Source organism: Orbaceae bacterium lpD04 (assembly GCA_036251935.1).
Classification (GTDB): Bacteria; Pseudomonadota; Gammaproteobacteria; order Enterobacterales; family Orbaceae; genus Orbus; species Orbus wheelerorum.
In genome coordinates this window covers 1854055-1880217 of sequence record CP133967.1, presented here as the reverse complement: position 1 = coordinate 1880217, position 26163 = coordinate 1854055, and the positions used below count along the sequence as shown (strand labels likewise).

24 protein-coding genes are annotated in these 26163 nt (G+C 35.6%); 9 read left to right on the top strand and 15 right to left on the bottom strand.

From position 1 onward, the window contains the following. Positions 1-19 precede the first annotated feature (19 nt). Positions 20-670 carry a ribonuclease T gene (gene rnt / locus RHO14_08460; protein WVD70387.1) on the bottom strand — a complete coding sequence of 217 codons (651 nt, stop codon included), beginning with the start codon at positions 668-670 and terminating at the stop codon, positions 20-22. A gap of 141 nt (positions 671-811) precedes the next feature. Here rnt and dinB point away from each other — a divergent pair, with 141 nt between their 5' ends. Beyond that, on the top strand, positions 812-1876 hold the full coding sequence (gene dinB / locus RHO14_08455) for a DNA polymerase IV (protein WVD70386.1): 1065 nt from the start codon (positions 812-814) through the stop codon (positions 1874-1876). Between the two features lie 119 nt (positions 1877-1995). Here dinB and RHO14_08450 read toward each other — a convergent pair whose 3' ends face one another. From RHO14_08450 to RHO14_08435, 4 genes are all read right to left on the bottom strand, one after another. Continuing rightward, positions 1996-3096, bottom strand: coding sequence for an SIMPL domain-containing protein (locus RHO14_08450; GenBank protein ID WVD70385.1), 1101 nt, complete (start codon positions 3094-3096; stop codon positions 1996-1998). 446 nt (positions 3097-3542) lie between these two features. Beyond that, entirely contained in the window at positions 3543-4193 is a 651-nt protein-coding gene (gene pyrE, locus RHO14_08445) for an orotate phosphoribosyltransferase (GenBank protein WVD70384.1), read from the bottom strand. 112 nt (positions 4194-4305) lie between these two features. Beyond that, positions 4306-5028, bottom strand: coding sequence for a ribonuclease PH (gene rph / locus RHO14_08440; GenBank protein ID WVD70383.1), 723 nt, complete (start codon positions 5026-5028; stop codon positions 4306-4308). Between the two features lie 236 nt (positions 5029-5264). Further along, positions 5265-5597, bottom strand: a complete 333-nt coding sequence (locus tag RHO14_08435) for a YegP family protein (GenBank protein ID WVD70382.1) — start codon at positions 5595-5597, stop codon at positions 5265-5267. 260 nt (positions 5598-5857) lie between these two features. On the opposite strand from RHO14_08435, the gene RHO14_08430 reads away from it, so the two are divergent. From RHO14_08430 to RHO14_08420, 3 genes are all read left to right on the top strand, one after another. Continuing rightward, a complete protein-coding gene (locus RHO14_08430) occupies positions 5858-6724 on the top strand; it encodes a YicC/YloC family endoribonuclease (GenBank protein WVD70381.1) in 867 nt (288 codons plus the stop codon). Between the two features lie 248 nt (positions 6725-6972). Then, positions 6973-8214 (top strand): hypothetical protein, encoded by a 1242-nt coding sequence (locus RHO14_08425; GenBank protein WVD70380.1) that lies wholly within the window; start codon positions 6973-6975, stop codon positions 8212-8214. Between the two features lie 30 nt (positions 8215-8244). Continuing rightward, entirely contained in the window at positions 8245-9429 is a 1185-nt protein-coding gene (locus tag RHO14_08420) for a M20 family metallopeptidase (protein WVD70379.1), read from the top strand. Positions 9430-9477: 48 nt separating this feature from the next. Here the strand turns inward: RHO14_08420 and zupT are convergent, their stop codons facing one another. The 3 genes from zupT to RHO14_08405 are packed head-to-tail and all read right to left on the bottom strand — an operon-like array spanning position 9478 to position 11589. Continuing rightward, the gene (gene zupT, locus RHO14_08415) at positions 9478-10272 is read right to left on the bottom strand and encodes a zinc transporter ZupT (protein WVD70378.1); all 795 of its coding nucleotides are present in this window, start codon (positions 10270-10272) and stop codon (positions 9478-9480) included. 8 nt (positions 10273-10280) lie between these two features. After that, entirely contained in the window at positions 10281-10850 is a 570-nt protein-coding gene (locus tag RHO14_08410; protein ID WVD70377.1) for a YggT family protein, read from the bottom strand. A gap of 55 nt (positions 10851-10905) precedes the next feature. Beyond that, on the bottom strand, positions 10906-11589 hold the full coding sequence (locus RHO14_08405) for a YggS family pyridoxal phosphate-dependent enzyme (GenBank protein ID WVD70376.1): 684 nt from the start codon (positions 11587-11589) through the stop codon (positions 10906-10908). Positions 11590-11613: 24 nt separating this feature from the next. On the opposite strand from RHO14_08405, the gene RHO14_08400 reads away from it, so the two are divergent. Next, positions 11614-12567, top strand: a complete 954-nt coding sequence (locus tag RHO14_08400) for a PilT/PilU family type 4a pilus ATPase (protein WVD70375.1) — start codon at positions 11614-11616, stop codon at positions 12565-12567. Positions 12568-12608: 41 nt separating this feature from the next. Here the strand turns inward: RHO14_08400 and RHO14_08395 are convergent, their stop codons facing one another. The 5 genes from RHO14_08395 to RHO14_08375 all read right to left on the bottom strand — a co-directional run bounded on the left by RHO14_08395 (position 12609) and on the right by RHO14_08375 (position 18158). Further along, positions 12609-13040, bottom strand: coding sequence for a hypothetical protein (locus RHO14_08395; protein ID WVD70374.1), 432 nt, complete (start codon positions 13038-13040; stop codon positions 12609-12611). Positions 13041-13183: 143 nt separating this feature from the next. Next, positions 13184-14149 (bottom strand): cysteine synthase A, encoded by a 966-nt coding sequence (cysK, locus tag RHO14_08390; protein WVD70373.1) that lies wholly within the window; start codon positions 14147-14149, stop codon positions 13184-13186. Between the two features lie 197 nt (positions 14150-14346). Further along, entirely contained in the window at positions 14347-15429 is a 1083-nt protein-coding gene (locus tag RHO14_08385) for a linear amide C-N hydrolase (GenBank protein WVD70372.1), read from the bottom strand. Positions 15430-15460: 31 nt separating this feature from the next. Beyond that, positions 15461-16981: a DHA2 family efflux MFS transporter permease subunit gene (locus RHO14_08380; protein ID WVD70371.1), complete on the bottom strand. Its 1521-nt coding sequence runs from the start codon at positions 16979-16981 to the stop codon at positions 15461-15463. 1 nt (position 16982) lies between these two features. Further along, positions 16983-18158: an EmrA/EmrK family multidrug efflux transporter periplasmic adaptor subunit gene (locus RHO14_08375; GenBank protein ID WVD70370.1), complete on the bottom strand. Its 1176-nt coding sequence runs from the start codon at positions 18156-18158 to the stop codon at positions 16983-16985. A 314-nt stretch (positions 18159-18472) separates the two neighbouring features. Here RHO14_08375 and RHO14_08370 point away from each other — a divergent pair, with 314 nt between their 5' ends. Next, positions 18473-19462 carry a DUF523 and DUF1722 domain-containing protein gene (locus RHO14_08370; GenBank protein ID WVD70369.1) on the top strand — a complete coding sequence of 330 codons (990 nt, stop codon included), beginning with the start codon at positions 18473-18475 and terminating at the stop codon, positions 19460-19462. On the opposite strand, the gene priC is transcribed toward RHO14_08370, so the two are convergent. Together priC and yfbV are read right to left on the bottom strand one after the other, a co-directional pair. Next, the gene (gene priC, locus RHO14_08365; protein ID WVD70368.1) at positions 19459-19989 is read right to left on the bottom strand and encodes a primosomal replication protein PriC; all 531 of its coding nucleotides are present in this window, start codon (positions 19987-19989) and stop codon (positions 19459-19461) included. The two genes, RHO14_08370 and priC, sit on opposite strands and share 4 nt — an antisense overlap. Positions 19990-20004: 15 nt before the next feature. Next, positions 20005-20448, bottom strand: a complete 444-nt coding sequence (gene yfbV, locus RHO14_08360) for a terminus macrodomain insulation protein YfbV (GenBank protein WVD70367.1) — start codon at positions 20446-20448, stop codon at positions 20005-20007. Positions 20449-20666: 218 nt separating this feature from the next. Here yfbV and RHO14_08355 point away from each other — a divergent pair, with 218 nt between their 5' ends. The 3 genes from RHO14_08355 (at position 20667) to guaA (ending at position 25848) form a co-directional block, all read left to right on the top strand. Beyond that, the gene (locus RHO14_08355; protein ID WVD70366.1) at positions 20667-21869 is read left to right on the top strand and encodes an acetate kinase; all 1203 of its coding nucleotides are present in this window, start codon (positions 20667-20669) and stop codon (positions 21867-21869) included. A 62-nt stretch (positions 21870-21931) separates the two neighbouring features. Beyond that, a complete protein-coding gene (gene pta / locus RHO14_08350) occupies positions 21932-24070 on the top strand; it encodes a phosphate acetyltransferase (protein ID WVD70365.1) in 2139 nt (712 codons plus the stop codon). Positions 24071-24264: 194 nt separating this feature from the next. After that, complete coding sequence (gene guaA / locus RHO14_08345) at positions 24265-25848, top strand: glutamine-hydrolyzing GMP synthase (protein WVD70364.1); 1584 nt, start codon at positions 24265-24267, stop codon at positions 25846-25848. The last annotated feature ends 315 nt before the right edge of the window (positions 25849-26163 follow it).

The window sequence follows — 26163 nt, the reverse complement described above, 5'->3', positions numbered from 1 at the left end:
GTTAAATACAAATCAAACGTTAAGAATGATTATTTTCTTCGGTCAGAGGCCAACCACCGAGTGATTTAAACCGATTAACCATTTCACAAAATAAGACAGCAGTTTTTTCGGTATCATACAGCGCTGAATGCGCCTCTTTGTGATCAAATGGGATCTTCGCCGTTTCGCAAGCTTTAGCTAGCACGGTTTGCCCATAAATTAATCCCGCTAATGAGGCGGTATCAAAGGTTGCAAAAGGGTGAAATGGATTACGTTTGATTTTACATCGCTCTGCTGCGGCCATTAAAAAACCATGATCAAAATGGGCATTATGGGCAACGATAACCGCGCGATTACAATTATTATCTTTAATGCCTTGACGCACCATTTTAAAAATTTCATCTATCGCCGTTAATTCTGATACAGCGCCACGTAGTGGATTTGATGGATCGATACCATTAAAAGCCAATGCAGAGGGTTCAAGTATTGCCCCTTCAAATGGATTGACATGAAAATGAATTTTGTTATCTATAGCGAGCCAACCATCATGATTCATTTTCACTGTGATCGCAGCTATTTCAAGTATTGCATTGTTTTTATTATCAAAACCAGACGTTTCAATATCAATTACAACCGGGTAAAAACCGCGAAAGCGGTCGCATAATTTGTTTGCTAAAGTAGATTCAGGCACAATATTAACTTATTTTGTAAAACTAATGGCTATATTATGCCAGTAATTGTAAAAATTGGATAGCGATACTAAATTGATATAGGCGGTAGGATAAATATAGTATATATTGTATATTTATACAGTTGTAATGATAGTTTAGCGATGAATTTGGTAAAAAAAATTATTCATATTGATATGGATTGCTTTTATGCTGCGGTTGAAATGCGAGATAATCCTCGTTACCGTAACCTACCTATTGCGGTAGGTGGTGATCCTAGAAAAAGGGGGGTAGTTGCTACGGCCAATTACCTTGCTCGTCAGTATGGAATTCATAGCGCCATGCCAATGGCCCAAGCTATCAAATTATGTCCGCATCTTAAAGTTGTAGCTGGTCGTCATCATATTTATAAAGATGTATCTAAACAAATTCATCAAATATTCAAACAATATACCCCATTAATTGAAGCATTATCACTTGATGAGGCTTATCTTGATGTCACTGATTGTACTTTATTTCATGGATCTGCAACGTTAATTGCTCAAGATATTCGGCAAAAGATTGCAAAAGAGCTTAATTTAACCGCATCAGCTGGCATTGCACCATTAAAATTTTTGGCTAAAATTGCTTCTGATATGAATAAACCTAATGGCCAATATGTTATACCGCCTGATAATGTACAAGAGTTTATTATTAATTTACCACTAAAGAAAATCCCTGGGGTTGGTAAAGTAACAGAAAAAAAATTAGCTGAATTAGGATTAATTTATTGTCGAGATGTCACTCGATATGATTTAAGCAAACTCTTAAATCAGTTTGGTAAATTTGGGCGAGTATTGTATGAACGTTGTCAGGGGATTGATGATCGAGAAGTTCATAATGATCGACAACGTAAATCAGTAGGTGTTGAAAGAACGATTGCTAGTGATATTTATCGCTGGGAGGAATGTTTACCTTTTTTCGACTCATTATATGATGAGCTGGAAAAACGATTAAGTAAAGTCAGAGATGATTTAGTCATTGCTAGGCAAGGTGTCAAATTTAAATTTCATGATTTTCAGATAACTACACAAGAACATATATATCCAAAACTTAATAAGCAAGATCTCATAGATCAGGCTAATCAAATCTGGCAAGATAGGCGAAAAGAACGGGGGATTAGATTGATTGGTTTCCATGTGACATTAATCGATCCGCAGCTTGATAAGCAACTTATTTTGACCTTCTAATCAGACTTATTTTTCGTTAATATTTTGTTGTAAGGTGTTATTATAGTGAAAAAAAAGCTAAAGGATTGAACCCTTTAGCTAGCATAATTATTGCTTTATTGCTTTATTGCTTTATTGCTTTATTGCTTTATTGCTTTAATAACTTCAAATGATCCTGACATAGTTAATGTAATTGAAAACTCAGAGGGTGGCTGAATATCAATACTATCCTCAGTAAAATTTTGAGCTTGAGCGCTCAGCATTTTTTGTGTATAGCCATAATTTCTTGCTTGTACTGAGTAAATATTGCTATTTTCATCGCTATTAAGGTTAGTTGGAAAGCCTAGCTGATATTGCTGACCAAGTAATCGAGTGGCTTTTGCCGCAAGTTTATTATAAATAGCTTGTTCATACTGCGCTAAAACACGGTTTTTTTCTGAATCTGACACTTGGTAATTCATATCATTATTTACCATCATTTTTAATTCCTGAGCTTTTGCAATAATTTTGCCAATTAGCGTAAAGTCAGCTACTTTTATTTGAATGGTATTTTGAACATAGTATTTTTTTACAAGTTCAGTTTTATCTGAAATAGCTTTACTATCATAGCCTGCAATTGAAATATTACTAATACCTAACTTATTTAACTCATTAATAATTCGTTGATATTTTTGTTGCGTTAATTGTTTTGCTTTATCGATAGAATCGCTACTTTCTTCAATATTAAAAATATAAAATTTACTCTCGGGATTTTGTTTTATATCATTAATATTATTTTTATCGAGTAATTTTAAGGCATTGAAAAACTGATCATTAGTCATGTTAGCATGGACGGTAAATGTTGAATTATAACGTTTAGCTTGATCGGCTGTTGGTTGTTGTTTTTCATTTTCATAATTTTGATAAGCGACGGTCGTTAAATCATCATTTTTAATACCTAATTTATTAAGGTACTCATTTAACATTTTCATGCCAGTTGCATTACTATTGGATGCAATGGTTGGCGTTGTGCCTTCGGTGATAAAGGTAATTGAGAACTCAGCTGTATCGGGTTTTATTTTGATTGTTTCGCTTATACTGGTATTAATGTTGCCGATGACAATAGCATCGTTACCATATTTAAGACGTTGTAATTCGAGTATATTATTTGAATCATCGTGCGCGATAACTGATTGAGCCGCATGAGATACTGAGGTGATCCCTAAATTTAATAGTAGAACAAATAAAAGTTTCTTTTTCATTTTTTCAACCTTCTAAATAACGTGATTTATGGTGAATGAATTACATAAGTAAGCGATATTATGCTCGATAAAACACACTTTGTAATAGAGCAATTATTGATTATATGTGATTTTGGGTCAATTTATTATATTAATAAAAATATGCATCTAATAGTCCGAAAAGATAATAAAAATAACACTGCATTATTGAATTAATATTATACCGTTGTAATGTGTTTCATTGATATTATTTTAACCAACTTAGAGAGTTTAGTTGCGGTGATAATTATTTGCTTAACGTTTTTTTAAAATGTGTTGCGTTGATACTCCTGATAAGAATTCATTAACAATGATAATTTTTAAATTTCGACTGTATTTTGACATAAAAAGACCCCCAATAATTGATTGTCCAACTATTGGGGGTCACTTCAAATTCGCACTTTTTTTATCGGATGACAACGCTACTGTTATTGAGTGACGCCATATTGTTTTTGGTATGCTTCAACGCGCGCCAATTCATCTGTTTTATCATCTTCTTCAGATAAATAATTAACTAAATCATCTAATGTAATAATCGATATGACATCACAGTTATAAGCTTTTTTGATCTCTTGGATAGCAGATAGCTCCCCTTTGCCTTTTTCTTGACGATCTAAGCTAATAAGTACGCCAGATAATTTTGAGTGATTATCTTCAAGAATACGCATTGATTCACGAATGGCTGTCCCAGCTGTAATAACATCATCAACTAACATTACGCGCTTATCTTTAATTGAACTACCGACTAAATTACCACCTTCACCATGATCTTTAGCTTCTTTGCGGTTAAAACAGTATGGAATTTCAATATTATGATGCTCTGACAGTGCAACAACTGTTGCTGCAACAATTGGGATCCCTTTATATGCAGGGCCAAAAATAACGTCATATTTGAGATTTGCATCAATGAGAGCTTCGGCATAAAAACGACCTAATAGCGCGAGATCTTTACCTGTATTAAACAATCCAGCATTAAAAAAGTAGGGGCTTTTTCGTCCTGATTTCAAAGTAAATTCGCCAAATCGCAATACTTCTCTTTCAAGTGCGAATTGAATAAATTGGCGTTTGTATGACTTCATATGATATTTCTCCAGACGTTAAGGTACTAATACTTTAAAAAATAGCTTTAATAAATGAGCTTTAATAATATAAATAAAAATAAAGCGACTTATGTCGCTTTTTAAATCGATTTTATGAGGCAATACTTAATGCTGTTTTTTGTGCCTCAATAATAGTACTAATGCCATTTTTTGCCAAAGCAAGTAAGGTCATTAATTCATCGTGACTAAATGGTTCGCCCTCAGCGGTTCCTTGTATTTCAATCATTCGTCCATCGTCAGTCATAATTACATTCATATCGGTTTCAGCATTAGAATCTTCGATATATTCTAAATCACATAATGCTTCATTTTTAACGATCCCAACTGAAACAGCGGCAATAAAGCCTTTAAATGGGTTGGTTTTCAATACACCTTTTTCTACCATGCCATTAAGCGCGTCATAAAGTGCAACACATGCGCCAGAAATTGATGCCGTGCGTGTACCGCCATCTGCCTGGATAACATCACAGTCAAGGGTTATCGTATATTCACCTAGTACTTTAAGATCAACTGCTGCGCGAAGTGAGCGGGCAATTAAGCGCTGAATTTCCATTGTTCGGCCACTTTGTTTGCCTTTAGCTGCTTCACGTTGAGTTCTGGTATTTGTGGCTCTTGGTAACATACCATATTCAGCTGTTATCCAGCCTTGATTTTGACCTTTAAGAAAACGTGGAACACCTTCTTCAACGGTTGCATTACAAAGTACTTTAGTTTCACCAAATTCAATTAAAACAGAACCTTCGGCATGTTTAGTATAATTACGCGTAATTTTTATCGAGCGGACTTGTTCCGCAGTTCGGCCGGAAGGGCGCATGTCTATCTCCAACGTGGTTTTTTATTTTATATTGAATCAATACTGTATTAGGAGGACATTTCTCAATTTGAATGAGCAATGTTTAGCCTAAGCTAAGGGCGCATTATACAGAATTTGTTGCATAATGCACAGATCAATTTGTGTAATATACTGAGATTTTAGTGATTAAATCGAGCTTTTTGATATGACAAATTTAAAACCCGCAATTTTGCGGGTTCTATTTAATAATGATGAACTTAAGCGCCTACTGTTAAATCAACAACTTCAGCGATTGGGGCATTTTTTTGTACTGATTCAACGCCATTATCTCTCGCTGATTCACTTGAATATTGCTGGCTTGTACCAATGATTTGGCCATTATCTAATGACTTTAAATTAAAATATTTTGGTTTTTTGTCATAAGCTTTCTCGCTAGGGGCATTTTTCTTAACTGATTGAACGCCATTTGAGCAGTTACTTTTCGTTGTATATCCTTCGCTTTGTAAAATTATCTGACCATTACTTGCTTTTAAATGGAAATAAAACTGATTATTCTTCGGACTTTTAAAAATTTCAAATTTACTACTCATGATTAACTCCTGATTAAAGCTGATTAAAAAATAAAAAACATGCAGCGCAAATTATATACTATAAATTATTAATTTTAATGCAGCTTGTTATTCTATTTTGAAATAATTATGTAAATAAACAGTAAGTTAAGTTCTATTCTTTAGTGTGTTATCTTGAGATATTAAAAATCAGTATGATAATAATCTGTTTTATTATCTATTATATTAATCATTCTTTAATATGATATTATGGGCGTAATTTGTTATTAAAGGTTAAGATTATGATTCGTAGTATGACAGCATATGCAAGAAAGGACGTTAATGCCAGTTGGGGACATGCCGCTTGGGAACTTCGCTCCGTAAATCAACGTTATTTAGAAACGTATATCCGTTTACCAGAACAATTACGTTCACTCGAACCCATCATTCGAGAAAAACTTAGAAGCCGTTTAACGCGGGGAAAAGTTGAATGTAATTTGCGTTTTGAGCTTGATTTGGCTAATCAACATCAAGAACTCTTTTTAAATAAAGAGCTTGCTAAACAGTTATTACAAGCCGCGAATTGGATCCGCGATGAAGCATCAACGGGTGAAGTCAATGTTGTTGATGTATTACGATGGCCGGGTGTTATGTCAGCGAAAGAACAAGATCTTGATATTATTTCACAAGAAATTTTAGCATCACTTGAAATCGCGATTAATGACTTTATTGAAGTAAGAGAAAGAGAAGGTAACGCGTTAGAGTTATTGATTATCCAACGTTTAGAGGGCATAACCCAAGAAGTGATAAAAATTCGTAATTGGATGCCTGAAATTTTACAGTGGCAGAAAGATAAATTACATGCCAAATTAGATGAAGCTAAAATTGAGCTTGAATCAAATCGTTTAGAACAAGAACTGATCTTATTAGCACAAAGAATCGATGTTGCCGAAGAGCTAGATCGATTGTCAACGCACGTAAAAGAAACTTATTCAATCCTTAAGAAAAATGAAGCGGTAGGGCGTAGACTCGATTTTATGATGCAAGAGTTTAACCGTGAATCAAATACTATCGCTTCCAAATCGATCAATGCAGATGTTACAGCATCAGCAATTGAGCTTAAAGTATTAATTGAACAAATGCGTGAACAAATTCAAAATATTGAATAATCATTCGTATCATTATAAATATGATAAAATTCAAAAAAGCCTTAAATAAAAGGCTTTTTTTATATTGAGATAATCAACAACGCTCACTGATAAGTTATACCGCCATCATAATAAAATATTGCTAGCGATTAGCTATATTGCTAATCTACCTTATTGGCAAAATAAAAAAATTAATAACTAAAACGATATTATTGCATGTTAAGCGAATGTTATTTTAGCAACGAATTTGATATTAAAATGGAGTTTTTATGTCTACGATGTTAGATATGCCGCAAATGATGGCATTTGTATTGATTCTTTTTATATTATATATCGGTGATGTTATTTCAACATATACCAAAGCATGGGTTCCTTCTGTTTTCATCTGTGCGGTGCTTTTCCTTGCCGGTTATTGGACTTTTTTCCCAAAAGATATTGTTGGTAGAGCGGGGATAACAACATCAGTTGCAGTGATGTTAATGTACCTATTAATTACGAATATGGGGACATTATTATCTTTACGTGATTTAAAAAAACAGTGGAAAACGATTTTAATTTCTTTAGCGGGCATTGTCGGCATTATTGTTATATGTGCAATTGTAGGTATGCTCTGTTTTGATCGTAATACGGTAATCGTTGCTATTCCCCCCTTGGTTGGGGGCATTGTTTCGGCAATTATCATGTCGGGTGGCGCGAAAGAAGCTGGTTTACTTGATTTATCGGTATTTGCAATAGTGATTTATGTTATGCAGGGTTTTGTTGGTTACCCATTAACATCGATTATGTTAAAACGTGAAGGTTTACGTGTGTTAAAAAAATACCGAGCAGGTGTATGGCAATCTAGCTATGAGACTACGTCAACAAATCATAAACTTGATGTGGTTAATACACTAGATGAATACCCAATGCCCAAATTATTTAGCAAGTTCCCAAATAGTTATAATAGCAGTTATTTCCAATTTTTGCGCTTAGCATTGGTCGGCTATTTAGCTTATTTAGTTTCAACTCTTTTAGCCCCTATTATTTCAGTTAGTCCTTTTGTGCTATGTTTATTATTTGGTGTGATTGCCTCATCTATCGGTTTTTTAGAACGTCATCCGCTCAAAAAAGCGAATGGATTTGGCTTTGCCGTTATGGCATTGATGTTATTTATTTTTGACACACTAAATCATGCAACTCCGCAGATGTTATTGAATTTACTTGTGCCATTAGTGGTTTTAATTTTATCGGCTGTAGTTGGAATGCTTATTTTTGCAGCGATAATAGGTAAGGTTTTAAAAGTTAGTATTGAGATGGCATTTGCCATTGCATTAACTGCACTATATGGTTTTCCGGCTGATTATATTATTACCAATGAAGTGATTAATAATTTGACGTTTGATGCAAAGGAAAGGCAAATTCTTAACAACCATATGTTAGCACCAATGCTAATTGGTGGCTTTATATCAGTTACCATTGTGTCAGTAGTGTTAGCTGGCGTCATGGTTGGAATGATAACGCCAATAAATTAGTAATAAGCTGAGTGAAGGAAAGGAAGAGTAATGATTAATAATAAAATAGCGACATTAGTTGCTCAATATAACCATGATATGGTGGCTTTTCGGCGCGATTTGCATAAGCATCCTGAATTACCCTTTGAGGAAGTTCGTACTACAGAGCGTATTGCACAGGAGTTAGATAAACTCGGCATTCATTATAAGCGAACTGAGCCGACGGGTATTATTGCTGAGATAAAAGGTGGTAAACCGGGTAAAACGATTTTACTTAGGGCTGATATTGATGCTTTACCCGTAAAGGAGCTAAACCAAACAATCGATTATAAATCGACCATTGATGGTAAAATGCATGCGTGCGGACATGATTCTCACACGGCAATGTTACTTACCGCAGCCAAAGTACTCAATGACATCAAACAGCAAATAGCTGGCAATATTAGATTCGTTTTTCAGCCAGCAGAAGAGATTGCTCAAGGCGCTAAAGCGATGATAAAACAAGGCGTGTTGGAAGGTGTTGATAATGTATTTGGTATGCATATTTGGTCACAAACACCCGTTAATAAAATTTCATGCATTGTTGGTCCTTGCTTTGCCTCTGCCGATTTATTGACTATTAAATTTAAAGGTAAAGGGGGACATGGCTCAATGCCTCATGATACCGTTGATGCCGTTATGGTCGCATCTGCATTTGTGATGAATGTACAATCGATCGTTTCTCGTGAAGTTGATCCATTAGAGCCTGCAGTTGTTACTATTGGTCGTATGGAGGTTGGTACTCGTTTTAATGTGATTGCTGAAAATGCCGTATTAGAAGGAACTGTGCGCTGTTTTAATCTTGATGTTCGTGAAAAAATAGTTTTAGCAATAAAGCGTTATGCAGATCAAGTTGCGGCAATGTACCGAGCTACGGCAGAGGTGGATTATGTTTATGGCACTTTACCCGTTATTAATGAGCAACGTAGTGCGTTGTTAGCGCAGTCGATAATTAAACAAGCTTTTGGTGAATCTTATTTATATCAAGAACGCCCGACAACAGGAGGCGAAGATTTCAGCTATTATATCGAAAATATCCCAGGTACCTTTGTATTATTAGGCAGCGGTAACAAAACGAAAGATACGCAGTGGGCGCATCATCATGGTTGTTTTAATATTGATGAAGAGGCTATGGCACAAGGTGCGGAGCTCTATGCTCAGTATGCATGGGCATATTTAAATCAAGATGAATTTTAAACGATAACGATTAAGCTACATACTTATGACGTATGTAGCTCACTTTCTTTAAAAATACTGTAACAAAATTAAGCTAAATCCCATTACTGTCATACCACAAAGAATACCAATGCTTGGGTTGCGCTTAGGATCCACTTCTTTCGCTAAAGGAATAAGCTCATCAATTGAAAGCGCAACCATAATACCAGAAACAACAGCCATAATGCTTGCCATTAGTGTTGGTGTTACGTAGTCACCGAGCATAACATAAGTTAAAGCGCCACCCACAATCTCAGAGAAACCCGATATGCTAGCCCAAAATAATGCTTGCCATTTTGAGCCCGTCGCAATATAAATGGGTGCGGCAACGGCTAACCCTTCGGGTATATTATGAATAGCAACCGCAATTGCAATGCCGATCCCTAATTCAATGTTTGCACTGGCGGTGATAAAAGTTGCAATACCTTCAGGAAAATTATGTAGGCTAATCCCAAGTGTTAATAAAATTGCTGTGCGTTTTAATTTATCTTTATGTGATGATGTAACCCGCTTTATACACTCAAGATCGCCACTTTCGCATGGAATATCTTGTGGATGATAGTGAGGTAATAATCGGTCAATGGCAAAATAACCAAGCAAGCCAACAATAAACATTAAGTAACATAAAATAGGCGAAACAGAAGGCGTATTAAGCGCCGCCGGAAGCATTTCCATTAATGAAATTAATAACATAATACCTGCTGCAAAGCCTAGGGAAAATCCTAATAGCCTCGCGGAAGGTTTTTTAGTTAAAACACCCAAAATAGCGCCGATAAATGTCGATGCACCGGCTAAGATAGTTAGGATAAGTGGAGTTGAAATCACATAACACCTTATCGGCTCAAGGAAATAATTCCCCACCATGGGCTAAACAGGCTCATAAACACCATATTCAATATAATCAAAATAAAAACAAAGATCATAAAAGATAGGTCAATATTACCAATTGGTGGCACAAAGCGTCGTATTGGTGCAATAAGTGGCTCGGTTAATTGATATAACACTTCTTCGAGTACCGATTTACCGCGGCTAATCCAGCTTAAAATAGCTCTAGCAAGTAACATCCAGAAAATTAAATTACCTAGCGAGTATAAGATGACATAAAATCCACAGATTAAGTACTGTAAATTAAAATTGGGTGCATTATTATCATACATTTTCATAATCACGATAAATTTAATTACCGCAAGAATATACAGTACTAATATTGTTGCTGTATCAATTTTACCAAGCGAAGGAATCAGTTTGCGTAGAGGACCAATCACCGGTTGGGTGATTTTAATTACAAATTGAGTACACGGATTATAATAATTGACTCGCGTATATTGCATCCATACTCGTAAAATAACCAGATAGACACAAAGCGTTAATAACATATTAATAATATAAAACAACGGTGACATCAAAAACTCCTTTATCTTTATTTTTAGCAATATAGCATAAAAAGGCTAAATTGTATTATCTCATACCAAATATAGCCGAGCCAATTCTTATCATATTACTACCCGCTAAGATTGCGGTTGTCATGTCATCACTCATTCCCATTGATAACGTATCAATTGGGTAATGTTTCTTTAAGGTGCTATAGAGATTAAACATTTGTTCAAAAGCAATGCGCTGCTGATTGGGAGCAGTTTCTGCTTTGGGAATAGCCATTAATCCTCTTAATTTTAAATTAGGTAGCCTTGCTATCTCATGGGCTAATGGTAGGAGTTCATCAGACATAATTCCTGATTTAGTTTGCTCATTACTGATATTAACTTGAATGAGAATGTTTAAAGGTAATAATGAATTAGGCCTTTGTTCATTAAGGCGTTTAGCTATTTTTAGCCTATCTACCGTTTGTACCCAATCGAAGTGTTCGGCAACAAGTTTACTTTTATTTGATTGCAATGGCCCAATAAAGTGCCATTCAATCGGTATATTTAAACTTAACTGCCTAAAATACTGTACTTTTTCAATGCCTTCTTGCACGTAGTTTTCACCAAAAGCACATTGCCCTGCATTAAGCGCTGATTCAATTGCTGAGCACGGTTTGGTTTTACTTACTGCAATAAGTTTTATTTGATTGGGATCGCGATCGCACGCTTTTGCTGTTTGCGTAATTTTATCATGTACATGCTGTAAATTATCTTTAATCATTATTGCTCACGTAAGGATTGATATATGGAAACTATTTTCGCATTAAGTGTAACTCAAAATGCCTCTGATTTGCATCTTTCTAGTGGTGAAAACGTTATAATTAGGCAAAACGGTCAATTAGTTAAAATAGAGGACAGTGCCTTAACGAATCAAGAGCTAGAAAAAAAACTTTTTGCTATTTTAACACAAGAGCAATTACAGCAAATAGAGAAACATAAACAAGTTGATTTTGCTTATCACCATGAAAAATTTGGTCGGTTTCGCGGTAATATATTTTATCAAAAAAGAGGTATTTCAGCCTGCTTTCGTCTTATCCGTGGCGCAATTCCCTCCCTTGAAGATATTAATGCCCCTGAAATATTAAAAAAATTAGTTATGAAAAAACAAGGGCTAATTTTTATTACGGGAGCAACTGGATGTGGTAAATCAACAACACTAGCGGCGATGTTGGAACATATTAATCAGCATCAAGGAAAACATATTTTAACACTAGAAGATCCTATTGAGTTTATATATCAAAATAAGTTAGCGTTAATCCAACAACGTGAAATTGGTACACATTGTACGCGCTTTTGTGATGGATTATCATCAATGCTTCGACAAGATCCCGATATTATTATGCTTGGCGAATTAAGGGATAAAGAGACGACCGCAGCTGCATTACAAGCTGCTGAAACTGGGCATTTAGTTTTAGCAACATTACATACTAACTCTGCGATACAAACAATTAATCGCATTATTGATTTATTTCCTGAACAATCGAAAAATTTTATCAGTTCACAATTAGCCAGCTCATTACTGGCAATCGTTTCACAGCAATTGATTATGGAAATAGGTGGTGAACGAAAAGCAATTTTTGAGGTATTAATTAATACATCCGCTGTGAGTCATTTAATTCTTCAAGGAAAAATTAAACAATTGGTTTCCTTAATGCAAACGGGTTCTAGTCATGGCATGAACTTGATAGCGGCAGAATAAAAAAAGGTGCAAAGTAGCACCTTTTTTTATTGCGATCAGGCTTAAAATAGACGCATGAGTAATAATAATACGCCTAATACAATAGCTGCAATACCTAATATATTTTGGAATGGAAGTAATTTGGTTATTAAATTCTTGCCAGTTACTTGAGATTTAGGATTCTTTGATAAAACATAATTATTAATCAAATTGAAACCTAAAAGAAAACCAAGAATTATCATAATTATCGCTGTCACGAGTAATAAAACCCAACGACCACCGAAACCAAAAGTAAAGTATAGATTTGCTTCACTTAATAAATCGATGATTTTAATTAAACCGATAAATATAATAATTACACCAAACCAGCCTTGATAGGGTGCGACTTTATCTAATAAATCTTTAGCACTTGGCTTTTTAGACAAAATTAATGTTGGGATAGCTAAAATTCCCGATATGATAAGAATTAATAAGTATAGAAAATACAACATCATAATTTTTGCCCTTCATTGTTAACTTGTTTTTACTATTACCTTGTTTTCAATTATTAGAAAACGAGTGAATTATCTGGCTTTTCTAAAATGAAATCAAGAAATTTCTATATGAAATAGCGTAAGTTATATAATATATTTTACGGTTATTCTAATTCCTTTTCAGTAAAAAGCCCGCTAAACAGGTCGGTACTTAAATAGCGTTCACCTGAAGAGGGGAGAATAACAACAATTGTTTTATCTTTATATTCTGGCAAATTAGCTAACTTATCTGCCACAAATACCGCAGCGCCTGATGATATACCTGCTAATATGCCTTCTTTATCCATAATTTTACGAGCGGTTTCAATGGCATCTTCATTAGAAACTTTTTCAACTAAATCAATTAAACTCAAGTCAAGATTATCTGGAATAAAACCAGCGCCAATCCCTTGAATTTTATGAGGCCCTGGCTGTATGGCTTCCCCTGCAAGCACTTGACTTATAACGGGAGAGCTTAACGGCTCAACTGCCACCGCAGTAACATTTTTACCTTGTGTCTTTTTTAAGTAACGAGTAACGCCAGTAAAGGTACCGCCTGTGCCAATCCCAGCGATGAACATATCAACTTGTCCATCTGTATCTTGCCATATTTCAGGCCCAGTTGTTTTTTCATGAATTTCAGGGTTTGACGGGTTACTAAATTGTTGTAGCATTAGGTTATGTTTAGGATCACTAGCGACGATTTCTTCAGCTTTTGCAATTGCACCTTTCATGCCTTTTGATGCTTCCGTTAAAATAAGGTTAGCTCCCAGTACTTTTAACAATTTCCGTCTTTCAATACTCATGCTTTCAGGCATGGTTAGTGTTAATTTGTAACCTCTCGCCGCTGCAACTGCGGCAAGTGCAATACCTGTATTACCACTAGTGGGCTCAATTAGTTCAACATCAGCCGTAAGTAAGCCTCTTTTCTCTGCATCCCAAATCATATTTGATGCAATGCGGCATTTAATACTAAAGCTTGGATTACGAGATTCTATTTTGGCTAGAATATTACCGTGGCCAAAATGTTTTAATCGTACAAGAGGTGTATGACCAATAGTTTGTGAATTATCATCAAATATTCTACTCATTAGGAAATCCCCGTTAAGATAAAAGGAATGGTTTATTTAAAAACCAATCAACATTATTATTAAAATTATAGATCGTTAATCATAAGATTGTACTAATAATTTGTTATAAGGATATATTTATTTGAGATAAGCTGTAGATTATTAATTTTTGCGATAAAGAGGCGTTATAGCCCCTAAATATCGCAAAAATTGAGATACTAATAATCGAGCTGATCGACATTTAGTCCTAAAAATACAAAAGGCTTACTGACTTTATAATCATTTGTTGCATCGCCAGAAAATATATTACGTTGTTCCTTGCCTAATTTAAGTTCTTTTACTTGACCTGTCTCTGCTGAAAAATCAATTTTCTTTAAGTCAGTCCAAAAAATATTTGGCGTTAATGCCGATTCAAAAAAGTAAAGTTGATGTTTATGGTTATAAAGTGTTCGCCAGCGAGTTGATGATATTTCTGGCGATGCTTCGGTTGTCAAGCCATAAGGTACTGAAACATTACGTATAACACTAAAAACACTTGCGATGGCAGTAGTGGTGTCGCTATCTTTGGGAATACTTTTAATATAAAAAGAGGCTCTTGCAAAGCGATCAGCCGCTCGATTGGTACCAGGTAAGAACGATAATCCGCCAATACCTTGCCAATACTCTTCCATTGCAAGCTGCTTATCATAAGTAGGGGAGTTGGTCATTACTTGATAATTACGGCTATGGTGAATAACTTGTTTTCCATCAATATATTCAATTATTGCGCTATCACCGCTACTATCTGATAATGATAAGTGCAGCGTTGCAAGTCTCTTTTGGCCTGGCACATTATCAGTTACAACCGCTAATGGATGCTCAGTTATATAATCTATTGCCTCAGCAACTGAAGCAAAATTATCTAACATATACTGCGCCCAAACTGAAACAGATAAGCCATTATTATTGGTCAATTTACTTGGATATTGTGATTCAGCAAGCCAAAGTAAATTAGCCACTAAGCCTTTTTCATTAACGCCATCGGTTGTTGAAACATCATAGCCGGAAGCAATCACACTACCATATTTTGATGTCCATTTTAACGCGTGCTCAGCTATTGCCCCATTACGATCCATTCCTCGAGGGAAAATCCATAAGTTAGTCGCAATTTCATCTTTCCAATCCATTGATCGCGCGGTAATAATTTGCTGATTATTACCTAAATAAACAATTCGAGTACAGGCGTCACTTATGGCTGAAAATCCAATTAATGATGCGATAAGTGCGCATTTTAATTGTGGTTTAAATTTAATGTATTTCATTACCTTCTCCCTTACTTTGTTAATGCACAGATTATCCCATTGATTTAAAAGGTGGTTTTGCTAACCAAATTGTAACAGTTAATGCAATGAATACCCAGCCACATAACCAAAAAATATCATTTGCAGAAAGAATTAAACTTTGCGCTGAAATCTGTTCATTTATATATATTGAAGTTTGTGTCTGGGACAAACCGTATGATGACATTTGCTGATAATATTGTACTGTATTTGGACTATATTGATTAATCGATTCCGTTAGGTTGGCATGATGTAGCGATGCTCTATTCGCCCACATTGTAGTTGTAATTGAGGTGCCGACTGAGCCTGCTAAAGTGCGAAAAAAGTTAGACAGACTTGAAGCCGAGGCGATACGATCGGCAGGTAATCCTGATAAAGTTAATATTGTTAATGGCATAAAAAAGCAGGCGACAGCAACCCCTTGAACTAATTGCGGCATCGCTATCCCGATAAAATTTATGTTTGATTCAAAGGTATAAGCTCGCCAAAAGAAGCATAATGCATAGAATAAGAATGAATTAGTAATAATCCAACGAATATCAATATGGTCAGCTAATTTCGCCACATAAGCGGATAATAAAATAGGCAAGAGCCCTATTGGTGCAAGGGCAATACCCGCCCAAGTTGCCGTGTAGCCATAAACTTCTTGTAATAATTGGGGTAATAGTACTATTGCGCCAAAATATGCCATATAAGATAGGCTTGTTGAAATGGTACCAATTGAAAAATTTCTAATTTTAAATAACGCCAGATCAACAACCGGATTTTTATTATTTAACTCCCAAATAACTAAAAATGTGAGTGCAATAGTTGCAATAATTGCTAGCACGACAATCTCTTTCGATGCAAACCAGTTAAGTTCTTGCCCTTTATCAAGGAAAACTTGTAAACAGCCAACACCAACTGTTAAAAGAGCAAGGCCGATATAATTAAAGGCTAATTTTACGGTTGTTGATTCCATTTGTTTTAGTAAATAAGCACCTAAAATAACAACAAGAGTACCGATTGGCACATTAATAAAAAATATCCAACCCCAGTTATAATTATCGCTAATATAGCCACCAAAAATTGGCCCACATACCGGCGCTAAAATAATTGTCATAGACCAAAGCGCTAGTGCTAATTTTTGCAGGGCAGGGGGATAACCTCGGAGTAAAATACTTTGAGATAATGGAATAACTGGGCCAGCAACCGCTCCTTGGATCACTCTAAAAAAGAGTAGCATTGCTAAACTATCTGATATGCCACACAAAAAAGAGAATAATGTAAAAAGTGCTGTAGCCCATAAGAAAACCTTTACTTCACCATAGCGTTTTGCTAAAAACCCTGTGATGGCAATCGATATGGCATTTGAAACCCCAAATGCGGTAATAATCCAAGTGCCCTCGGTTGTCGAAACGCCCAATGAGCCAGATATAGTTGGAATTGCCACATTAGCAATAGTTGAATCTAGCACTTGCATAAACGTTGCCAGTGATAAAATAACTGTCATCAGGACAAGTTTTGCACCTTTAAATGGTGTAAAGTTGCCCATGCTATTGCTCCGTTGTTACTCGATAAGTATTTTGTTCAATAATATTTTCAATGATCAAGTTAACATCATCTAAATTGAGAACAAGCGCATTACTTTCATAAAAAGGTGTTGTTCTTTGCGTTGTCGTCAATACTTGTCCTTCATCATTTCTTACGTCTACAGTGACATTCATTGAAAGCCCAATTCTTAGGGGGTATTGATTGACTTGCTGTTTATCTAATTCAATTCTAACGGGTAAACGTTGTACCACTTTAATCCAATTACCGGTTGCATTTTGTGCCGGTAATAATGAAAAAGCGCTACCTGTGCCCATATTTATACCGACAACTTTTCCTTGATAAGTGACATCATCACCATACAAGTCGCTCGTTACCGTAACGCTTTGACCAATACGAATATCTTGTAATTGCGTTTCTTTAAAATTTGCGTCGATCCAAACTGGCTCTTGTGGCACAATCACCATCAATTGGCTTTGCGTGCTAACTTGAGTCCCAACCTCTACATTTGTTCTTGCCACATAACCTGTAATCGGGCTTTTAATCGCTGTTCGTTGTAAATTTACCCAAGCTTGTCTAAGCGTATCTGCTGCCTGTTTGACGGCGGGCTGCTCATTTAATGTCACATCATGAAGTAATACTTGATTTGCCTGATATTGCTGTTTTGCTATTTCAACTTGTAACTGTGCTAACTCCATTGTTTGTTTTGCATGTTGCAACTCTTCAACCGATACATCATCTTTACGGCCTAACGAGATGCGGCGCTGATAATCTTGCTGTGCTTGTTGTAAGCTAATTTCATCAGATTTTATTTTTGACAAATATTGATCTGCATTAATATACAAAACTTGAGTTTGTCGAACGGTGTTAGCCAGTGAATCTTTGGCTTGCTGGTAAGCAAGTTTAGCATCAGTGTCATCAAGAATAATTAAAATATCACCGGCTTTAACTAAATCAGTATTAATTACATTAACTTGGGTAACTTTACCTGAAGTTTGAGCAACAATTGGCGATTGGATCCCTGATACGTAAGCATCATCAGTTGAGACTTCACCACGTAAGTTGATAAACCAGTAGATCCCATAGAGACAAAAAAGAAAAATAAATACACCGATAGCAATAAAGATCCATCGATTACGACGTTTAACGTTATTTGGGGCGGGGTTGGGTGATGAAACCATAAATAATTATCTCTCTTTTTTATCAATTATTAATCTCGGCATAATTAGCATGCATCAATAAATCAATTACTTAGAGTAATGCTGTTTAATATATAAGATAACGATTATTTAACAACTATGTAATACCTATTAATCATCTCGCTAATTTGGTTATACTTAAAAATAGCTTGTCTGGATTTTATTGTCGGTTATATGCTAGATTGTAAATAATTCGAACTAATCAGTGCCTAAAGCTTCATGTATTGGTATTTAAATAGAACTGCTGATGTTATTATCAAATAGGCGCTTATTGTTGATTAAAAGGTATTGATAGAATGGTAAAATCAGATTTAGATTGTCTGCAAACTAAATTACAACTTGGTATTAGTAAGTGCCTATTAGGTGAAAAAGTGAGATATGATGGCGGAGATAAACGATTATCCTTCGCGGTTGATGATCTTTCTCCTTTTGCAAATTTTCATTCTATCTGCCCTGAAAGTGCAATTGGATTACCGACTCCTCGCCCGACAATTGGTTTATATCAGACAGATCAACAATCGGTTATGATGCGTTTTAATGATCAGCAAATAGAAAGTGATATTGACCACCAAATGACGCTATTTTGTCAACAAATCATGAGTGATTTGCGTAATTTATGTGGTTATATTGTTTGTGCTAACTCGCCAAGTTGTGGTTTGGATAATGCCAAGGTCTACGAGAATGAAAGGGAACATCTTATTACATCGGCAGATGGACGATTTAGGGCCTGTTTACGCAGTTATTATCCTTGGTTACCTATTGAAGACAATCTTCGCCTAGCTAACCCTGATATTCAAAATCATTTTGTTATTCGCCTATTTGCCTTACAACGTTTAAATGATCTTAATCGTCATGGACTAACTCGTCATGCATTATTAACCTTTCATAGCCGATATAAATTACTTTTACTTGCCCATTCTCAGCCACTTTACCGCCAAATCGGCCCCTTTGTTGCAAAGCTTGATCAGTTTGATGATTTGCAAGCATTTTTTGTACAATATCGTGAACAATTAATGACATTATTATCTACACCGGCAACTAAGGAAAACCACACTAATGTTTTGATGCATATGCAAGGTTATTTTAATCGTTACTTAAACGGGCAACAAAAAAAATCATTAACCGATACTATTTTAGCATATCGCCGAGGTGAGTTACCGTTAAGTTCACCTATGTCATGTTTAAAAACATGTTTAGAGCAATACCCCAATAGCTATTTATCAGATCAATTTTACTTTACCCATTATCCAAAAGCACTGCCGTCTATCGATAATGGTGTGACTTAACTTTGTTCGATTTGCTGTTCAATTATCGATAAGGCATGACGACAATTAGCAATACGTTTTTCGATAACCGCTAATTGTTTTGTTTGCTCATCGGGTTGAAGTGTTAAGTCTTGTTGTAGCTGATATTTCATTGACTCTAACCGAGTTAAATAGCCTAGATTTTTCGCGAGTTGTTCATGCAGTGTTGACTCGGTTTGAACGTTATTTTTTGTTTTGCGCAGTGATAATGTCGATAATTCGCGTTGTAAAGCAGAAAGTTGCTTAACAATTAAATCAGATAAATAAACGATTTGTTCTAAATAATGATTTTGATTTTCCTTATTTATTAGATTGGTCAACTTTTGATAATTGGACTCTAATTCAGTTAGGTAAGGGGTATAACCGTTTAATAATACGCCTTGATAGTTAAATAGCTGAGCATCAAAGCAAGGCTCGTATAGTTTTTTTTTCGATAACGCGGCAAATTGCTGCGTTAATGAGGCAATTTTATCATTTAACTTAATTAAAAAAATTTCGTCTTGTGTCACTAAATATTGCCTTAGTTAATTGTGATATTTATTTTGATAATCATCGTCTAAATACATTGCTGATAATTTATATAATTGCATAAAATGCATTAAATCGATGGTTTCTTTTTCAACTGATTTTTTAGCTAAAATGCCAAGTTGAATCAGCTTTTGCTGAGTTTCGATATACCAAGGGAGTAGGTTAAGAGGTAAAGGACTACTAGCGCGTTTACCCAACCATAAAATTCCTTGTATCGGTAAGCTAATTGCAAATATAGCGGTAATTATAGTACTTATTATGCTTGAGTGCATATAAAATTGCCAAACAAAGAACGCGATGATAAGTGGTGGCAAGTATTTATTGGCGGCTTTAATATAAAAAATAATTTTTATTTCAGGGAAAGATAAAGCCAAAGACTTATCTGTCGGGCAGGTTTTCATATATTTATGGCCAGTTTTAAACAATTTTATTACATTCATTATTATTCGATTCCTCGACATTAGCTTTTTATTGCCTTAAAATAACTCCCATATTAAAGCTTAAGGGGCGCTTGCTATTGTAATGCAAAGTTTCAATAGATTAAAAGTGTTTCTTATTATCGTGTTAATCGTCAGATTAATTTAAAGTATTTTTTTCTAATAGTCTCACCGACGAGCCGTTGTGGGTGACTTTGTTTTATTTTAAAAAAGGGTTTGCTATGTCGAGTAATCTTATTCTCGTTCTTAATTGTGGTAGTTCTTCACTAAAATTTGCAATTATCGATCCTGCAAATGGTGATGAATATATTTCTGGCTTGGCTGAATGTTTTAATTTGCCTGATGCGCGTATCAAGTGGAAACTTGATGGTCAAAAGTCTGAAGCTTCATTAGGTGCAGGCGCTGCGCACAGTCAAGCGTTACAATTCATTGTTAATAACATTTTTTCTAAAAAGCCAGAATTACTTGCTAATATTAAAGCAATTGGTCATCGAATCGTTCATGGTGGTGAAAAATATACAAAATCTGTCGTAATTGATGATTCTGTATTAAAAGGTATTGAAGATGCAGCAGCATTCGCACCTTTACATAACCCAGCTCATTTAATCGGTATTCATGAAGCATTTACTGCATTTCCACATTTGAAAAATAAAAATGTTGCGGTATTTGATACTGCATTCCACACGACTATGCCTAAAGAAGCCTATTTATATGCTTTACCGAAAGAATTATATGAAAAACATGGCGTAAGACGCTATGGTGCGCATGGTACTAGCCATTATTATGTTAGCCGTGAAGCTGCTAAAATGTTAAATAAACCAGTAGATGAATTAAATGTGATTACTTGTCATTTAGGCAATGGTGCATCAATTACTGCGGTTAAAAATGGTAAATCGGTTGAAACTTCAATGGGATTAACGCCACTTGAAGGCCTTGTAATGGGCACTCGTAGTGGTGATATTGACCCAGCTATCATGTTTTTCTTACACGACAACTTAAAAATGTCAGTTGCTGATATCAATAATCTTTTAAATAAACAATCAGGATTATTAGGCTTAACTGATGTAAGTAGCGATTGTCGTTATGTTGAAGATAATTATGGTAAAGTTGAAGGTGCAACCAATGCGTTTGATGTTTTTGTTCATCGCCTAGTTAAATACATTGGTGGATATAGTGTATTACTTGATGGACGCTTAGATGCCATTATCTTTACCGGTGGTATTGGTGAAAATTCTGAAGGTGTTCGCCGCCATGTAATTGAAAAATTAAGTATTCTTGGTTTTGAACTTGATCAAGATAAAAATTTAGCGGCTCGTTTTGGTAAAGATGGTTTTATCAACAAAGAGGGAACTCGTCCTGCATTAGTTATTCCAACTAATGAGGAACTTGTTATTGCGCAAGATACCGCTCGCTTAACAGCATAATGATAGATGACCGCCTGATACAGGCGGTTTTTTTTAAGATTGATTTAAAAGGAGTACAAACAGTGGCTCGTACAATTATGTTAATTCCTACTGGCTCAAATGTTGGTTTAACTGGCGTGAGTTTAGGTGTTATTAGAGCAATGGAGCGTCAAGGCGTAAAAATTAGCTTATTTAAACCTGTCGCTCAACCTGCATCAGGTGGCGACCGCCCTGATCAGACAACTACGTTAATTCAAAGTAATACTTCAATTCCAACAAATAAACCACTTAAAATGAGCCATGTTGAAAAACTATTAGGGTTAAATCAACAAGACGTTTTAATGGAAGAAGTTATTGCACTTTATGCCGAAGGCAGTAAAGACTCTGAAGTTGTTTTAGTTGAAGGTATTGTTCCTACAGCCAATTATTCATTTGCCAACGAATTAAATTTTAATATCGCAAAAACATTAGGCGCTGAAATTATTTTTGTTATGTCGATGGGCAGTGATACGCCGGATCAACTAAAAGAGCGCGTCGAAATTGCACGATCTAATTTTGGTGGCATCAAAAATGATAAAATCACTGGCGTCATTGTCAATAAAGTCAATGCTCCAATTGATGCTCAAACACTTGCACGCCCTGATGTCGTTGAAATTTATCATACGCCGAAATACGATGGTAAAAAAATTGAAATCGATGACTTAAGAAAATATAGCCCATTACCTGTTTTAGGTTGTATTCCTTGGAATATTGATTTAACTGCTTGTCGTACAATTGATATGGCAAATCACCTTGCAGCTAAAATAGTTAATGAAGGTGAGATCAAACAACGCCGTATTAAACATGTTTCTTTCTGCTCACGAAGTGTCCCTAATATCATTTCACATTTACGTCCTAACGCATTGTTAGTTACCTCAGCAGATCGAGCAGATGTATTAGCAACGATTGCACTATCTGTTATGAACGGCACTGAAATTGGTGGCGTATTATTAACTGGTGGTTATGAGATAGAACCGCAAGTCGCTCAGCTATGTCAACAAGCATTTGAGACAGGCTTGCCTGTATTTAGTGTTGATACAAATACTTTCCAAACATCGATTAATTTGCAGCGTTTTAATTTAGAAATCCCAGTTGATGATAAAGAGCGCCTGGATTCAACGCAAAATTATGTTGCTGACTATATCGATTCTAATTGGATCAAGTCGTTAACGACAGAACTATCGTTACACCAAAGCCGTATGTCACCACCTGCGTTCCGCTATCAATTAACCGAACTCGCGCGTAAAGCTGAGAAAACAATTGTATTACCGGAAGGTGATGAACCTAGAACCATTAAAGCTGCGGCGATTTGTGCTGAGCGCGGCATTGCTAGATGTGTATTACTGGGTAATCCTGATGAAATTAAACGCGTTGCTAAGTCTCAAGGCGTAAATTTAGGTGAGGGGATTGATATTCTAGACCCTGAGGTTGTCCGTGAAAATTATGTTCCACGTTTAGTAGAACTACGTAAAAATAAAGGTATGACCGATATTTTAGCGCGCGAACAGTTAGCAGATAACGTTGTCCTTGGTACTATGATGTTAGAACGCAGTGAAGTCGATGGTTTAGTCTCTGGCGCGGTTCATACAACGGCTAATACTATTCGTCCACCATTACAGTTAATTAAAACAGCACCAGGTAGTTCACTTGTTTCATCGGTATTTTTTATGCTAATGCCTGAACAAGTTTACATTTATGGTGACTGCGCAATTAATCCTGATCCAAATGCACAAGAGCTTGCTGAAATTGCTATTCAATCAGCAGATACTGCAATTGCATTTGGCATTGAGCCTAAAGTTGCAATGATCTCTTATTCAACAGGTAATTCGGGCCAAGGCGCCGATGTTGAAAAAGTAAAAGAAGCAACTAAGATAGCGCAAGAAAAACGTCCTGATTTATTAATTGATGGTCCATTACAATATGATGCAGCGGTAATGCCTGATGTTGCTAAGTCTAAAGCACCTAATTCCAAAGTTGCTGGGCAAGCAACTGTATTTATCTTCCCTGATTTAAATACAGGTAATACTACTTATAAAGCCGTTCAACGCTCAGCTGATCTTATTTCAATTGGTCCTATGCTACAAGGCATGCGTAAACCAGTGAATGATTTGTCTCGCGGTGCATTGGTTGATGATATTGTTTATACAATTGCTTTAACGGCAATTCAAGCAACTCAGCAGTAATACTTCTACTTTAGAAAGTAGAATTAATTATATGAGGTGATATAATGTCGCCTCATATTTATTTAGGGTATTTATAAATAACGGCTTATTGTGAAATGTTATTTATAAGTATCATAATTTTATAAATAAAATCAAAGCAATCTGTATTGATTTATATTTTTAGTCCCATTTATTTTGGCTTTAGGAAACTTGCAATGAAAAAAGATATTCACCAACAGCGTATTTTAATTCTTGATTTTGGCTCACAAGTGGCGCAGCTTATAGCTCGTCGTGTTCGTGAAATTGGTGTGTATTGTGAACTTTGGCCTTTTGATGTTGCGGAAGAAAAAATTAAACAATTTAATCCGCAAGGGATCATCTTATCGGGTAGCCCAGAAAGCACGACAGAAGCAAATAGCCCAAGAGCGCCAGAGTATGTATTTAATGCAGGGGTTCCGGTATTAGGCATTTGTTATGGTATGCAAACGATGGCAATTCAAGCGGGTCAAGGTGGGCAAGTAACTGGTTCAAACCAACGTGAGTTTGGTTATGCTAAAGTCGATATTGTTGCATCATCTAAATTAACCGACGGTATTTTTGATAATAAAAATAGTGCAGGGCATAATGAGCTTGATGTTTGGATGAGCCATGGCGATAAAGTAACTAAAATACCTGATAATTTTACGTTAATTGGTAAAACCGAAACGTGTCCATTTGCCATTATGGCTAATGATGAAAAACAATTTTATGGTGTGCAGTTCCATCCTGAAGTGACTCATACGGTTAAAGGATTAGAACTATTACAACGTTTTGTAATTGATATTTGTCAGTGTGAAAAATTATGGACACCATCGTCAATTATTAATGATGCAGTTGAGAGAATTAAACAAAAAGTTGGTAAAGATAAAGTATTATTAGGTTTGTCGGGCGGCGTTGATTCTTCTGTAACGGCATTATTACTTCATCAAGCTATTGGTGATCAATTAACTTGTGTGTTTGTCGATCACGGCTTATTACGCTTAAATGAAGCACAGCAAGTAATGGATATGTTTGGTGATAAATTTGGCCTAAATATTATTGCTGTTAATGCTGAAGAGCGTTTCTTATCTGCATTAAAAGGTGAGGCTGAGCCTGAAGCAAAACGTAAAATTATTGGTCGTGAATTTATTGCAGTATTTGATGAAGAAGCGATTAAATTGAAAGATGTACAATGGTTAGCTCAAGGTACTATCTATCCTGATGTTATTGAATCAGCCGCAGCGGATACGGGTAAAGCGCACGTCATTAAATCACACCATAATGTGGGCGGATTACCTGATGATATGAAAATGGGCTTAGTTGAACCTTTACGCGAACTCTTTAAAGATGAAGTGCGTAAAATTGGTTTAGAGCTTGGTTTACCTTATGATATGTTATATCGTCACCCATTCCCTGGGCCAGGCCTTGGTGTTCGTGTATTAGGTGAAGTTAAAAAAGAGTATTGTGACTTACTACGTAAAGCCGATGCTATTTTTATTGAAGAACTATACAAAGCCGACCTATATCATAAAGTTAGCCAAGCGTTTACTGTATTCTTACCCGTTCGCTCTGTTGGCGTTATGGGCGATGGCCGTAAATATGATTGGGTTGTATCATTACGAGCCGTTGAGACCGTTGATTTTATGACTGCGCACTGGGCACATTTACCATATGACTTTTTAGGACGCGTATCTAACCGTATTATTAATGAAGTTAATGGTATTTCACGTGTTGTTTATGATATAAGCGGAAAACCACCAGCAACTATTGAGTGGGAATAATATCAATCGATATTATCGTATCTCATATCGTCTTGCCTAACCTAAAAGAGCCTTGTTTATCAAGGCTTTTTAGTCTCTTGTAATCTCAACTATCTTAAATTTTTTTATTGGTGTCTTTGGCGGTATAGAAAAATTAACATAGACTTTTTAGAAACAAATACCGACAAGCGTGACGGTATCGAGGTAATTATCTTAACGCAAACCAAGTTAAAATCAATAAAACCAAAAGAGAAATTATATAAAATACTTGATCGAAATAGATTGCATGCCTCAGTATCAAAAATAACCACTATATCATTTAGGTATGATTAACCA

Bases quoted from the DNA above. Each gene is read 5' to 3' on its own strand.
- RHO14_08355 (WVD70366.1), top strand. From the start codon at position 20,667: ATGTCGAGTAATCTTATTCTCGTTCTTAATTGTGGTAGTTCTTCACTA.
- RHO14_08385 (WVD70372.1), bottom strand. From the start codon at position 15,429: ATGAAATACATTAAATTTAAACCACAATTAAAATGCGCACTTATCGCA.
- RHO14_08370 (WVD70369.1), top strand. From the start codon at position 18,473: ATGGTAAAATCAGATTTAGATTGTCTGCAAACTAAATTACAACTTGGT.
- rph (WVD70383.1), bottom strand. From the start codon at position 5,028: ATGCGCCCTTCCGGCCGAACTGCGGAACAAGTCCGCTCGATAAAAATT.
- RHO14_08400 (WVD70375.1), top strand. From the start codon at position 11,614: ATGGAAACTATTTTCGCATTAAGTGTAACTCAAAATGCCTCTGATTTG.
- RHO14_08405 (WVD70376.1), bottom strand. From the start codon at position 11,589: ATGATTAAAGATAATTTACAGCATGTACATGATAAAATTACGCAAACA.
- RHO14_08410 (WVD70377.1), bottom strand. From the start codon at position 10,850: ATGTCACCGTTGTTTTATATTATTAATATGTTATTAACGCTTTGTGTC.
- RHO14_08375 (WVD70370.1), bottom strand. From the start codon at position 18,158: ATGGTTTCATCACCCAACCCCGCCCCAAATAACGTTAAACGTCGTAAT.
- yfbV (WVD70367.1), bottom strand. From the start codon at position 20,448: ATGAATGTAATAAAATTGTTTAAAACTGGCCATAAATATATGAAAACC.
- RHO14_08435 (WVD70382.1), bottom strand. From the start codon at position 5,597: ATGAGTAGTAAATTTGAAATTTTTAAAAGTCCGAAGAATAATCAGTTT.
- RHO14_08425 (WVD70380.1), top strand. From the start codon at position 6,973: ATGTCTACGATGTTAGATATGCCGCAAATGATGGCATTTGTATTGATT.
- RHO14_08395 (WVD70374.1), bottom strand. From the start codon at position 13,040: ATGATGTTGTATTTTCTATACTTATTAATTCTTATCATATCGGGAATT.
- RHO14_08420 (WVD70379.1), top strand. From the start codon at position 8,245: ATGATTAATAATAAAATAGCGACATTAGTTGCTCAATATAACCATGAT.
- RHO14_08430 (WVD70381.1), top strand. From the start codon at position 5,858: ATGATTCGTAGTATGACAGCATATGCAAGAAAGGACGTTAATGCCAGT.
- guaA (WVD70364.1), top strand. From the start codon at position 24,265: ATGAAAAAAGATATTCACCAACAGCGTATTTTAATTCTTGATTTTGGC.
- pyrE (WVD70384.1), bottom strand. From the start codon at position 4,193: ATGAAGTCATACAAACGCCAATTTATTCAATTCGCACTTGAAAGAGAA.
- cysK (WVD70373.1), bottom strand. From the start codon at position 14,149: ATGAGTAGAATATTTGATGATAATTCACAAACTATTGGTCATACACCT.
- RHO14_08380 (WVD70371.1), bottom strand. From the start codon at position 16,981: ATGGGCAACTTTACACCATTTAAAGGTGCAAAACTTGTCCTGATGACA.
- dinB (WVD70386.1), top strand. From the start codon at position 812: ATGAATTTGGTAAAAAAAATTATTCATATTGATATGGATTGCTTTTAT.
- RHO14_08450 (WVD70385.1), bottom strand. From the start codon at position 3,096: ATGAAAAAGAAACTTTTATTTGTTCTACTATTAAATTTAGGGATCACC.